Genomic DNA, 12678 nt, shown 5'->3' on the forward strand with positions numbered 1-12678 from the left:
TCTTCATAGCTTTGCCACCAAAACTTCTGACCTTTTCAGACCGACATTCTAGTTAAAACTGTTTATCTTAACTAAATATAGTCGTTACCACGACAGTTAGGACAGAGATAGTGTTGTGGACCCGCTTCGCGCCCACAACAATGTCCTATCTCTTCTGGCAAACCCTATAGATGATCGTGACTGCAATCATCTCGCAGTGGGTAGCTTTCCAGTGTTCTGTTTGTAGTTGAGCTAAACTAATGCATTACATCGAAAACGACTCGGTCTTGATCTTTGAAGATGTGCTTCAGATTTGGTTTCCCCAGTTGCCAGAAAAGAATCCAGCTGCCTTAGTTCGCCAGTGGCAATGGTGGTTTCAAGGCGGCGGAGATGCTGAAATCATCCAGCAGTTTTCGCCGTTGCTGGAATGTGCTATTCGAGGTGAGCTAGACGCTTGGTCACACGCACCTCGGTCGCGATTGGCTCTGATCCTCGTCCTCGACCAATTTTCACGCACCATTTATCGGGGAACGGCTCAGGCATTCGCTCAGGATGCAAAAGCTTGTGCGCTGGCACTAGAAGGCATTAAAGTTGGTGATTACGCAGCTCTTAATACGCCCTGGGAGAAGACATTCTTCTTCTTGCCGCTGGGACATTCCGAAGATTTGAGCAATTTGGAACTCGTGACCAAACTGGCAAACGACCTAGTGCAGGAAGCCTCTCACGACTATCGAGCTTTGCTAAAATTCTCTGCAGAACAAGCCCATCGGCATCGCGATGTCGTTGCTCGATTTGGTCGTCATCCCCATCGCAATCAGATATTAGGACGACTCTCTACTCCCGATGAACTCCAGTATCTTGCCACAGAGCAGCTCGTTCATACGCGATCGCTCCCGCCGCATCTATCGTAATTTCTTTCTAAGTAGGTGAGCATAATTAAACCTAAAACCCAAAACCCTGCGCTGCCTGCTGCGCTGCCCGCGCAGGGTTTTGAATCTGGTTTTTAATTATGCCGAGGTACTTACAGCATTCACAAATTGGTTGTGAACCCCTGCACCCCGTTCAGATCCTACAAAGGATTACTGTAGTTCTTGAACCTATCAGGGCACCTCTCATCGTCGCTGGTGTCAGCCGCTGACAACCTGAGATGTAGCGCTACATCACCAGTCATCATCAATGTGATGAAATCATCAATGTGATGAGACAACCATTATTAACATATTCTTGAGCAAAGTCACAAGATCAGTTATCATGGGACGGCGACTGAGACAAATGCATTGCTGCATTCAGAAGATTTTGCTGCAAATTTGAGTATCGTTACCTAATGTATTGCAATGTGAGTATCACAAACGTGAGTACCAAAAACGTGAGTACCAAAAACGTGAGTATTGCAAAGCGACATCATCACCCCTTGCTCTAGTATCGACCGAAACGGGGGTTGCACAATCATGCAGTACATCTCCGAGAGCTATCTTATCCTGTCTAGGGAGCTTTGACCGAACGGTACGGGCAACGTAAAAACCTGAATATTGCTTCTGAATAAACTCAAGTAACAAAATCATTGCACTGTAACTCTGAGTGAGTATGGGTAGGGTAATAACTGATAACTAGCTCTATTTTTAAAAGAGGTACCTATGCAATCTAAAACTATCGCTAAAGGCGTCAACCTGGGTAATTGGCTTGTGCTGGAAAAGTGGATGAGTCCAGAACTCTTTATTCTAGAGGATGGAACAACTGTAGAAGACGATTATCAGCTAGTTAGAGCGCTAAGCGAGACCGTAAAGCGTGAACGCTATAAGCTGCACCGCGACTCCTACATCACCGATCGAGACTTTGCTTACTTAGCGGCAAGGGGCATCGACTTCGTGCGGATTCCAATTCCCTTCTACATCTTTGGCGACTATGAGCCATACATCGGATGCATTGACTACCTCGACAAGGCGTTCAAATGGGCAGAGCGATATAATCTTCAGATCTTAATCGACTTGCACACCGTACCAGATAGCCAGAACGGGTTCGATAATGGTGGCATTTGTGGGGTCTGCAAGTTTCATAAAAACCCAGAGCATGTTGAGTTCGCGTTGACTGTGCTCGAACGACTGGCAGCCCGATATCGGGACAACAAAAATCTTTGGGGCATCGAGGTGCTGAATGAGCCGATCTCTCCAGAATTGTGGGATCTGGTTGATGTACCAAAGCGATATCCAGCCGTAGATAAAGCCTATGCCGCAGGATCAGAAGCCGTACCCACGGATTTCCTCAAACGCTTTTACAGGCAAGCCTACTCAAGGATTCGGGCGCAGGCAGACGACGTGACAGTCGTATTCCATGACGGCTTCCGTATCAAGGAATGGATCGAGTTTTTCAAAGAACCGGACTTCAAGAATATCATCGTGGATATGCACCTATACCTCATGACATTCGCATTGAAGTACGGAGATGGTGAGCTTGAGGACCACTTGGCGTACATCAAGAACGAAATGGGTGGTACTGTGACAGAGATGTCCCAATATTTTCCAGTCTTAGTCGGGGAGTGGAGCATCGACACGGCATCGAGGAAGGCTGCGACAACGCTGGCTGGCAAAGAGAGAGATGACTACTATCGAAAAGTTGCTGACGCGCACTTTCAGGCTTGGCAGCACGCAACGGCATGGTGTTACTGGAGTTACAAGTGTCTTGGCGATGAAGCCAAGTTCGATATTTGGGATATGGGCAAGGCGATCGAGCTAGGACTGCTTCCGCATGACTTGTCGCAGCTTCAGTAGATTGCAAATCATGCAATTCTGGGGGACTTCCGAACCTAAGTTGGTCTGAATCATGGAGACAATTGGCCTAACGTTGACTCAACGTCTCCCAATTCATTTTCGCTCTACTGAGATTAGAAATTAAACTCACCCCGCTGCTTGCAGCGGGGTATTCCGGTTCACGTGATCAAATACGAACGCCCCAAGGGGCGGGGAATTCAACCCGAAACAGATTAAACGATTAGAAATTAAACGATTAGAAATTAAACGTTGTTCGTAGAACTGCAATCACTGTATCGTCATTGCGATTGTCCTGATTTGGTGCCGTCAGCCAAATAACACCAGGAGTGAGGGAAATATTGGGGGTTAGCTGCCAGCGATAAAACCCTTCGATGGATGAGAACGTTGCTAAAGTTGCACGGCTTCACGTTCGCAACATGGTAACCGAGGGTTTTTTTGGACATAAAGGTGTTGACGGTTCAACAGTGGACGGGCGTGCTGAGATTTTTGGTATCATTGATTGGTCCGCCATCGCCGAGAACATCGCTTTTGTAAAAAGCAGGACGGATCCGGCACGCAGCGTGGTGGAGAAATGGCTTTCCTCTCCTCCACATCGTCGAAATATCCTCGGATCACATTGGACGAGCTCTGCAGTAGCTGTCGGGGTCTCCGATGACGGCTCACTATATTTTGCACAAGTTTTTCTTTCCAACCGTTGAAACAGTAAGCTATTCAAATCACCACAATCGAGAACCTAAGGCATTAGAACTATCTTTTAGTTCGCTATGACGAAAGGTTTCCGTCTTGCTTGCATATTCAAATGCCAAGCGGAGTGCGTCGGAAAGTCTGTCTATCTCAGCTTTTCGCCCTCTGATTCAACTGTTGTACGCAAAACCCCAGATGTGGACAGGAATACGCTGACAAATTTGCTGGTGGAAGGGAAGTGCCGCATTACTTGTTAAGAATCTGCCCCGTTGTTCCTATGTTATTAAATGTATTTTATCAGAGTAAGTATGTTCCGAGATTGCCGGAGTCAGGAGGTTAATATTCAATGATCTCTGCTGAAAGTATGTTGTCTTCGGTAAGATCAAGGCCTGCGACAGAAAGCTTTTCGATAAGTACCTCAAGCATTTCTGGATCGACGGTAATGGTCTTCTGAGTACACCAGCCCAGATCTTTTTCATAGATCGAGAGTCTTATGACTGCCGAGCCATTTTCTGTGGCAACATCGATCTTTTTCTGTCCCGTACGTATCTCTGAAGTCGTGGTAATATTATCGTCGTTACTTAACATGTTGTAAATAGTAAATAGAAAGTGAAAATCACTTTCAATAATGATCTTATTGCAAAAATATCATCCCGTCAAATTCTTAGACGCAGGATATGACGGGATGAGGACTCGATGTATTCGCGTCAAGAAATACTACATTTTGGCCTTCCACTCAGCCACCGTAGTCCGAATGAGATCAAGGAAATTCGGATTGGCTGGTGGGGTCGCTGCTGGGCCCATTTCAAGGGCTTTTTCACCCAACCTAACAGCTTCGCGATAATTTCCTTTTTCCGCCATCAGACGGGCTTTGGTGTAGTTATTCGAAAAAGTCTCACGTGCCGCGATCGAGGCGTCGATATTGGTCAATGCCTCGTCGAGATGGTCCTTAAGCTTGAATGTCGCAACGTAGTTTGCAAATTGATTGAGCAACGGAACACGCTCAGCTCCTGTCTTGCCCGCGAGTCCTTCACGGATCTGAGACAGTATCCGGCCGTGTATGTTGCCGATGCCGATCCTGAACGGAACCTGCACATTCTCCCAGATCAAATAAACATCCACACCATCAGGATCGACTTTACCGAAAGTGTATGTTAGCGATTCTGTGAATAGAGCCTTTTCTATACTTGATCTCACCCGAAGTGCATCTTTAGCCGCATCGTAGCTGAAACTGCCCCACTGTCCGTCGTCTTTATTGAAGATCAAGGTCCATTCGCGGCTCTCGGGTATTACGTGAAAGCTGTATTTACCAGCCGGCAGCGGCTGTCCATTAACGGTTACATCACGTGAGAATTCAAACAAAGTGGCCTCGTTCGCACCGGCACGCCAGACTTTACCATACGGCACAAGACCATCCCAGATCTTACGGCCTTTGACGTTTGGGCGATGGTAAACGACCCGGATCGTTGCATCGCCGACCGTCTGTACAACTTCCTGTCTCTGGCTTTCACGGGGCAATTGGACCTGAGCCGCGATGCCTATCGAGAATAACGAAACAACGACTGCAAATTTTATGATATTTTTCATTTTTCCAATCTCTCCTTTGCACGATCAATGAAAATGCGGATCATTTCCGTAACTCGCTTACTCATCTCATTGCTTATCAAGGTCTCCCCCGCAAGGCCTGCAAGCATATGTAGATCGCGGGAACTCTTTCGCCGTAGCTCCACCATCTGCGAAAAACGAACGAGCGTAACATTCTTCGCTTTTTCATAAAAATCTGCCGAAATACGGAGAAAGTTCTGCGTCTCCGCCCGAATCGGGAACCATTCGATGCGGTCTTCGGTCTTCTCGGCAAGCTCTACGGCAAAGTTTTGCATCATCTTGCCGACGACCGGCAGCTCGGCTTGGATCTTCCAGTGAGCAACGCCTTTCGCGTCCAGGTGAATGCTAGCGACGCCGGGCATAAGTTCAGCTATGTTCCCGAGGTCGGCAAAGAAATCCCGGACCTTTTCTACATTCGATCTAAGTTCTATATTGTCGCTGAAAACGGCCTTTACTGTGAACATAACTTGATCAGATCCCTCCGTTAAGCACGACTGCATTGAAGAACGGACGTGTTGTCGAGCGGAAGATCCCTCTGAAAAATGGTTCTTCCGCAAAAAGAGTGACCCGTCCACTGCCGATCGACTCATCGATGAGGTAGGAAGTTCCTTTCAAAAGGCGTTCCGTGTTTCCTTCCCAAACAAAGCCGGAAATGGTGAGCGGTTTATCACCCTTGCTGTCGAAGATCAATGCGTTAGTGCCTTCCTTAGAATATCTGAAGAAATAACCGCTAGCCAAAAGGACCGGCATCTCTGAATGGGTTACTCCATAGGTCAGACGATTTGTACGATCGACCGATGCACGCATTATTGAGCCCGGAAGCGGGACGGGTACTTTATTCGCATCGGCCGAAGGCGATGCGATCAGAGGAAGCGCCGGAGCGATACCATCGTCCTTATCAGTTTTCCAGTCGGTAGGATCCTTCGGAGTCTCTGTAGGTTTAGGATCTTCGGCCTTATCTTTTTCATTGTCGTCATCGCTGCCGACCATACGCGTTGAGGAAAGCCCGACATCTTTTAATGCGGCAAAAACCGATGCACCACGAACAGTTATGATGATGCCGCCATTTTGTGCCCATTCTTTAAGGGTTGACACACCACCCGAGCCGAAAGCGCTCATATATCGACCGGGGGAGCCGTTCGGGAGTATTAAAACGTTGTAGTCCTTCAATACGCCGCTGCGGATAGCGGCTGCCGAGAATGCGCTGAATTTCACACCATAACGATCGAGCGTCCACCAGATCGAGCCATATGACGTAATGTCAACAGCATCGTCGGCCAACATAGCGATTTTCGGCCGGGTCGATCCAAATGATGAGAACGAGCTGTTCGGGATGACGCCATTTGCTCTACGTATGTCCCGTTCGGCAAACGGGGTCGCGAAAAAGCACGGCGAGGTCTCGCGAGAGCTTTGGCGAGCGATGTTCCCAGCAAATCAACCCGTACCGATCACCTACGTGACCAATGGTGTTCACGCTCCTACCTGGATCGCTCCAGCGTTTCAGAATTTATACAAGAATGAGATCGGAGCCGATTGGAAACACCTGTTGTCAGATCCCGATGCTTGGAAAGGAGCAGTCGCCCAAATTCCCTTACCGCGGATCTGGCAAACGCATCAGGTGCTTAAAGATCTGTTGGTCGCATTCATTCGGCAGCGAACCCAAAAAAGCGATACCGGGACAAAGGACACAATAAATGAACGCTCGGACACGAATCGACTTTTGGACCCGAATGCTCTCACCATAGGTTTTGCGAGACGCGTCGCCCAGTATAAACGCTGGAATCTTATTCTCTTCGATCGTGAAAGACTGCTCCGGCTTGTCAATAACGACACTCAGCCAGTGCAGTTCGTCTTTGCTGGCAAGGCCCATCCGCAGGACAGAACGGCGAAACAGATACTTCAGGAGCTGATGTCCATCGATGGCGATTCCTCTTGGCAGCAGCGCGCCGTTTTTATTGAGGATTATGATCAGGAGGTAGCTCGATATCTTGTTCAGGGAGTGGATGTGTGGATGAATGTTCCGCGTCGGCCTTTTGAAGCAAGTGGAACTAGCGGGATGAAGGCCGCGATGAACGGTGTGCTTAATCTCTCAATACTTGATGGTTGGTGGGTTGAAGGATATAACGGCCGTAACGGGTTTGCAGTCGGGGATATGCGTGATTTTGATAGTGACGATGAGATCGATGCCATAGAATCCGATGCACTTTATTCACTTCTTGAGAACGAGATTGTCCCGAAATTCTATGATCGCGGCGACGATGGCATCTCAGTCGATTGGGTGGCAATGATGAAAGAAGCTATCGCAACGTTAACACCGCAATTCTCAAGCGACCGGATGGTTCGTGATTATTTTGAAAAGATCTATGGCTGATCTTTCGATCACTTCCGATATGGAGATGAGAACAGGAAACATACGCGCGATCGAATGCTACCGAGAGGCGTGGCAGCTACTAAAGCCGGTTTATTGGCAGGTTCTCGGCGTTGTTTTCGTTGGAATGCTGATCGGCGGCGCGTTCTCGATCCTGCTTGGGCCGATGATGTGCGGTATCTACCTCGTGCTATTTGATGTACATGAGGGACGGTCACCCTCATTCGATCGTCTTTTCAAAGGGTTCCAATTCTTTCTTCCGTCTTTCCTTCTCGTTTTGATAATAATGCTCCCTGTTATCGTAATGATCGCCCTCATCTACCTTCCTATTATCGCGATGACACTTGCCGGGGAGAGAATGGACGAATCGCAGCTTTGGGCATTCTTGGGCACAACACTGGCAATTGAGGCAATTTTCATCGTCATTATGACCTGCTTTCACACCCTCCTTCTTTTTGCGTTTCCGCTGATCGTTGATAAAGGGATGGGGGTTATCCAGGCAATAAAATGGAGCTCAAAGGGAGTTTGGAGGAATCTGAGCGGCGTTGCATCGCTTTTTGGTGTCGGGATGATAGTTTCCTTGGCAGGAATGCTGCTATTCTGTATCGGTATCTATTTGGTGATGCCGCTGATACTTGCAGCGACCGTTGCCGCATATAGAAGGGTATTTCCCGCCAACCGGATCGATCCGGAATCCGGACCTCCACCACCGACAGCGTATTTTACCGAGCAATTCAATGGTTGAACGATTTAAAGACATTTGCAGTGTCGAAGAACTGGACAGGCTTTTCGAATTCACAGAAGATCGACCCATTATCCTCTTCAAACACAGCAATGCTTGCGGGACAAGCGCATACATTCAGGAGAAACTTTCGGGTTTGGACGCTGTGATCCACCGCGTCATAGTCCAGCGCCACCGAGATGTTTCGGATGAGATAGCACGCCGAACCCAAACCATTCACCATACTCCTCAGGTGATCATTCTTCGATCGAACAAACTGATCTATTCGGCCTCACATTACTCGATCTCATCGGACGACATCGCCGCCCACCTGGGAACGGATCGAGGCACAGATGAACAGGACATTTTTAATACAAAAAGCGATAATCTGACTATATGACCGAACCCGCCCAGATCATCGAAGAAAGTGACTCGGAAATAACCATCGTTTGGCCCGATGGATCTGAAACTCGGTATTCAGCAACTGGGCTGCGTCGGAAATGTCCTTGTGCCGGCTGTATCGACGAATGGACCGGAAAGAAATTGCTTGCTGACGATGATATCCCCGATGGACTTACTTTCGACCAGATAAGTATCGTCGGACGTTATGCTCTAAATTTTCACTTTTCAGACGGCCACGATACTGGCATCTTCAGCTTTCAATACATGCGAGGATTGAATGAGGGAGATTGATTCAAGGCATCCATCCCAATGATGTAAAATAATTTCGATGCAGGAACGCGATATTTTCGATGAACGCCAAGAGTTAAAAAAGGCGAGCTTTGCGTGCCCATTTTGCCGTCAACGCAATGATTATGATGTCCGCTGGATGAAACGCACCAAAAAGAAACAGCCTCCCCGCGGCATTGCCGAACACGAGCGGGCCCGGTTTGAAAAATCACGGGATTATATGGTTCGCATTGATGATCAGTTGATGTGTAAGAATATGCGCTGCCGCAAGCGCTTTGAGATCCCTACCTCACAATCTGTCGTTTTTATCTAGTTTTTGCTACGCAATTTGTGTTATGCTTTCTGCACCCCAAACAAGGAGCAGATGAGATGCCGTCCAATCGTCTAGAATTTTACGGCAATGAGCCGCTTCCGGATGAAGAGATAGTAGAATTTATCGAGCAGGAGATCTCTCTTGCACCGCAAGCGCCATCTGAGCTTTACCAGCGTCTCGCCGAACATAATTCTTCTTCACCTGCAGATTCCGGCGGCGACATAGATGCAAACTGGGAGGAGGTGAATTCTTCTGGTTCGGAAGCTGTCTTCGGACATAACCCCACACCTGATCAATCGGATGTAGAACAGAATGCACATGCGATGGGGATAGATTTTGAGGATAACGAGCCGCTTGATTTCATCAGAAAGCTTGGAAAACGCGATCGTAAACGCTTTGAATTAGAAACTTACCGATCTCTTTGCTTATTGAATCCAGGTTGCCGGCAAAGATCACCGAGGGCAGTTCTACCGAGTCTGCGTCTTTTGCAAGTTCAGCTATGATCTCTTCTTTCGCACGGCCTTTGTATCTAATGTTGAATAGTTGTTGGTCAAACAGTGCCTTCGGCATCGATCTGCGGCCAAACTTTTCTATCAGCCCACGTAGCCCAAGAGCTGAACCATTACGGTAGTGTTCGGACAACAATTGCGGCGCACGTCTGACCGCCGCAGCAAGCATAGTAGTGAACACTACTGAATGCTCTTCTTTTTTATTTGATCTGCGTCCCTGCGCCTGAAAGAGATCAGCCAAAAGCGGATCAGCATCCGGCACGCGAAGTTCACCGCCGGAAAACTCGACGACCTCTGATCCATAAAGTCGGTTCGCAATATCAAAGAGCCTTTCCTCAGAAATCCCTGTGGAATATGACAGTGAAGCTATGGGAGCGGCGGCTGTATTCTGAATGCCAAGGTCGCCAAACAATTCCTTTACTTTGATCTCCTCGCGCATATCTTTGCATGCGTACCCGATCTCTCGTTCGAACCAGCGTCCGATCGCTCCGGTAAAGATCTCCTCCAGGTAGGCGCGCTGTATCAGTGGGAATCCGGAAAGTGTTCCATCAAATTGTTTCGCTCTCTTCAACAGCGACGAAATAAAACCGGGACGATCTCCGATCTGAATTGCCACGAGATCTAGCAAAGCATCATCAAGCTTCAGATCGATCGTCTCAGCCGAAAGGCTTACGCCATCGCGAACGCTTTCGAAAGTTGGTGAAGAAAGCGAGAGCCGCTCACCGTCAAATCTTGAAAGATATCGGCGGCGGCCTGCGGCAATAACGGGGAACTCCGCGCGTTCCGCGACGCGAAAGAGACATCGTACGAATTCATCACCGCCATCAATACTGCTGCTTAAGTGCAGGTCGTCAAAGATCAGTAACGGCCGCAGACCTGATGAGGCGGAGAGCATCGGAACGCTCAGACAGCGCTCAATAGATGTTGGATCAATGGCAGACTCTTCCTCTATTCTCTCCGCAGCCTGTTTTATCCAAGAAATATCGGTGGCCGGAGCCAATCCAAGAATTTCGTTAAATCCGGGCGATGTTTTACTAAATATTGGGTCGCTTCGCCGATAGGCGATCGTCTGTGCCAAGAACTCGTATGCAAATCGCTTAGCCGCAAGGACTGAACTTTCGCCATGTCTAAGCGAAAAATAAACCGGTAATGGTGCATCCGCTCTGAGAAACAGACCTTCTGCAAAATGAAGCAGCAACGTGGAAGCCCCGGAATTCGGCGTGCTTTCAAGCAGAAGCAGTCCGCTATCCCCAGGTGCAAAGTTTTCAAGACGGGTAATAACATCGGCACGAACATTCGGCCCATTTGATTTCCCTTGTGAACTTCTCTTCTGCACGGCAGACATTTAATTGATCTTATCCCTGAATGATTTGCCTAGCAGTTCATAGATCTGCACGCCGTTTCGCCCCAATTCCTTCGCCTCGTATAGGGCGAGGTCGGCTGCGTCGATCCAATCTTTCGGTGACTCGAACTCGGTGCTGTACCCGGCAAGGCCGAGACTAATGGTTACCCTGCGATACGGGAAATGGGTATGCTCTATCCGGGAACGAATGCGTTCTGCAATAGTAGCGGCCTCATCCGGGCTAGTTCGCGGCAGTAAGATCGCGAACTCCTCACCGCCAAAGCGAGCCGCCACGTCGTCTGCTCGAAGCGTATCCTTCATTGCACCGGCGAGCATCTTTAAAGCTAGATCACCGGCAGCATGGCCAAAGCTGTCGTTATAGGATTTGAAATGGTCCACGTCGATCATCATCAGCGTGATCGGCGCACGATGGCGACGAGCCCGGTTCATCTCCTCCTGAAGTCGTTCATCCAGGTATCGGCGGTTCAGAAGACCGGTCAGTGGATCAGTAACTGAAAGCTGCTCAAACTCACCGGCGCGGTCCTTTAGAGTTGTCCGATCGATCGCCACAGCGATCTGTGGTGCGATGGTCTGCAATAATTCGAGGTCACGCTCGCCGAACGAATCACCACCGGCACGATCTGTAAAGTTCATCACGGCAAGGCGGCGATCCCCGATCAGGATCGGAAAGCTAATGAAAGAGTTCGACCTGTATCGCCACTCGCTCGGTGCCAAAGCGATCCCTTCCTTACGAATGTCGGAAACAACGACCGGATCACCTTGCTCAAGCGCGTGCACTGCGATCCTGGAGCCAACACTTCCGAGACTTTTCAGATCGGTTGCTGCCCCGATCGATGCCGTTGCATATAGATCGTCAGATTTCTCGCCGCGCAGAAGCAAGGACGCACGCTGAGCTTGCAGCAGCTCGGCTGAGATCTGCATTACGTGCGTTAGAAAATCGTCCTTGTCGATCTGCTTCAGGCTTTCGACAAATCGTTTCACACCCTTTGCGACCCAATCCCTTCGGGATACCTCATCACGAAGCCGTAATATCTCTAATTGCGGGCCGATACCCTTCGCGAATCGCACAAGTTCATTTTCGACCTCACCGTTTATTTTGTTTCCGGCTACGGCAAATGCTCCGCGAATCTCTGAGCCCACGGTTACCGGAAATAGCGAGAGCCTCGTCGGCGAGCCGGGCGACCGGAAGTCATTTCGCTGGCGAAGCTTTACACAGCGTTTGGCCTTGATCGCCGCTTCAAGCCTTTCGTTCTCGACCGGGATCGAGATCCGGACGGTTTTCTCTTCGAGCCGTCCGAACGACGTAGTAGCGACCAGCGCGTCGCCCCGTCGCTCAAGCCAAACCAATGAATCGAATTCATAAATGTCGGCAAGAAACTGCAGGATCGCTTTACAGGCCTCAGAATACTCAAGTTTTGTGAGCGACCCGAGCAGTGATCTCAACCGTGAAGCTTCAGGTCCAATGCGGCTCTGATCATTTGTTTGAGGCTTGACGGGACCATGCACTTGTTCCGATCTGGTACTGAATTCTTCGACACGCCTCGAAATTTCGTCCTTGATTTCGGTTTCCGGTTTTGACGAAAGGTCCAGAAGGTCGCTCTCGTGCTTAACAATAAAACGTCCAAGTCGTTCGATAGCAGAATATATACCGGAATCTGAACCGGACATTAGGACGTTCTCG

The 12678-nt window shown here is 49.0% G+C and carries 15 protein-coding genes and 1 pseudogene; 9 read left to right on the plus strand and 7 right to left on the minus strand.

Annotation, left to right across the window (positions count from 1 at the left end; translation table 11 throughout):
• Window positions 1–239 precede the first annotated feature (239 nt).
• The gene (locus JVX88_RS15815) at window positions 240–890 is read left to right on the plus strand and encodes a DUF924 family protein (protein WP_211628250.1); all 651 of its coding nucleotides are present in this window, start codon (window positions 240–242) and stop codon (window positions 888–890) included.
• Between the two features lie 723 nt (window positions 891–1613).
• Window positions 1614–2744: a glycoside hydrolase family 5 protein gene (locus tag JVX88_RS15820; protein WP_211628251.1), complete on the plus strand. Its 1131-nt coding sequence runs from the start codon at window positions 1614–1616 to the stop codon at window positions 2742–2744.
• Window positions 2745–2979: 235 nt separating this feature from the next.
• On the opposite strand, the gene JVX88_RS41965 is transcribed toward JVX88_RS15820, so the two are convergent.
• The gene (locus JVX88_RS41965) at window positions 2980–3117 is read right to left on the minus strand and encodes a carbohydrate porin (protein WP_211628732.1); all 138 of its coding nucleotides are present in this window, start codon (window positions 3115–3117) and stop codon (window positions 2980–2982) included.
• Here JVX88_RS41965 and JVX88_RS15830 point away from each other — a divergent pair.
• Window positions 3116–3442 carry a CAP domain-containing protein gene (locus JVX88_RS15830; protein ID WP_211628252.1) on the plus strand — a complete coding sequence of 109 codons (327 nt, stop codon included), beginning with the start codon at window positions 3116–3118 and terminating at the stop codon, window positions 3440–3442. The genes JVX88_RS41965 and JVX88_RS15830 overlap by 2 nt on opposite strands.
• Before the next feature lie 322 nt (window positions 3443–3764).
• Here the strand turns inward: JVX88_RS15830 and JVX88_RS15835 are convergent, their stop codons facing one another.
• The 4 genes from JVX88_RS15835 to JVX88_RS15850 form a co-directional block, all read right to left on the minus strand.
• Complete coding sequence (locus JVX88_RS15835; protein ID WP_211628253.1) at window positions 3765–4016, minus strand: hypothetical protein; 252 nt, start codon at window positions 4014–4016, stop codon at window positions 3765–3767.
• Between the two features lie 129 nt (window positions 4017–4145).
• Window positions 4146–5015 carry a DUF2911 domain-containing protein gene (locus tag JVX88_RS15840; RefSeq protein WP_211628254.1) on the minus strand — a complete coding sequence of 290 codons (870 nt, stop codon included), beginning with the start codon at window positions 5013–5015 and terminating at the stop codon, window positions 4146–4148.
• Entirely contained in the window at window positions 5012–5497 is a 486-nt protein-coding gene (locus JVX88_RS15845) for a hypothetical protein (RefSeq protein ID WP_211628255.1), read from the minus strand. The genes JVX88_RS15840 and JVX88_RS15845 overlap by 4 nt, the downstream gene beginning before the upstream one ends.
• Before the next feature lie 7 nt (window positions 5498–5504).
• Window positions 5505–6317 (minus strand): hypothetical protein, encoded by an 813-nt coding sequence (locus JVX88_RS15850; protein WP_211628256.1) that lies wholly within the window; start codon window positions 6315–6317, stop codon window positions 5505–5507.
• Between JVX88_RS15850 and glgP the strand changes: the two genes are divergently transcribed.
• From glgP to JVX88_RS44125, 6 genes and pseudogenes are all read left to right on the plus strand, one after another.
• The gene (gene glgP / locus JVX88_RS15855) at window positions 6292–7404 is read left to right on the plus strand and encodes an alpha-glucan family phosphorylase (RefSeq protein WP_211628257.1); all 1113 of its coding nucleotides are present in this window, start codon (window positions 6292–6294) and stop codon (window positions 7402–7404) included. The genes JVX88_RS15850 and glgP overlap by 26 nt on opposite strands.
• Window positions 7397–8146, plus strand: coding sequence for a hypothetical protein (locus JVX88_RS15860; protein ID WP_211628258.1), 750 nt, complete (start codon window positions 7397–7399; stop codon window positions 8144–8146). Before glgP ends, JVX88_RS15860 begins: the two co-directional genes overlap by 8 nt.
• Window positions 8139–8522, plus strand: a complete 384-nt coding sequence (locus JVX88_RS15865) for a monothiol bacilliredoxin BrxC family protein (protein WP_211628259.1) — start codon at window positions 8139–8141, stop codon at window positions 8520–8522. The genes JVX88_RS15860 and JVX88_RS15865 overlap by 8 nt, the downstream gene beginning before the upstream one ends.
• Entirely contained in the window at window positions 8519–8815 is a 297-nt protein-coding gene (locus JVX88_RS15870; protein ID WP_211628260.1) for a DUF971 domain-containing protein, read from the plus strand. The genes JVX88_RS15865 and JVX88_RS15870 overlap by 4 nt, the downstream gene beginning before the upstream one ends.
• Before the next feature lie 37 nt (window positions 8816–8852).
• Window positions 8853–9125, plus strand: a complete 273-nt coding sequence (locus JVX88_RS15875) for a hypothetical protein (RefSeq protein ID WP_211628261.1) — start codon at window positions 8853–8855, stop codon at window positions 9123–9125.
• 56 nt (window positions 9126–9181) lie between these two features.
• A pseudogene (locus JVX88_RS44125) lies at window positions 9182–9472 on the plus strand (DUF6335 family protein); the annotation flags it as partial.
• 16 nt (window positions 9473–9488) lie between these two features.
• Here JVX88_RS44125 and JVX88_RS15880 read toward each other — a convergent pair.
• Both JVX88_RS15880 and JVX88_RS15885 read right to left on the minus strand, forming a co-directional pair.
• Window positions 9489–10970 carry a hypothetical protein gene (locus tag JVX88_RS15880; protein WP_211628262.1) on the minus strand — a complete coding sequence of 494 codons (1482 nt, stop codon included), beginning with the start codon at window positions 10968–10970 and terminating at the stop codon, window positions 9489–9491.
• A gap of 9 nt (window positions 10971–10979) precedes the next feature.
• Entirely contained in the window at window positions 10980–12665 is a 1686-nt protein-coding gene (locus JVX88_RS15885; RefSeq protein ID WP_211628263.1) for a GGDEF domain-containing protein, read from the minus strand.
• Window positions 12666–12678 lie beyond the last annotated feature (13 nt).

The organism is Leptolyngbya sp. 7M (assembly GCF_018128485.1).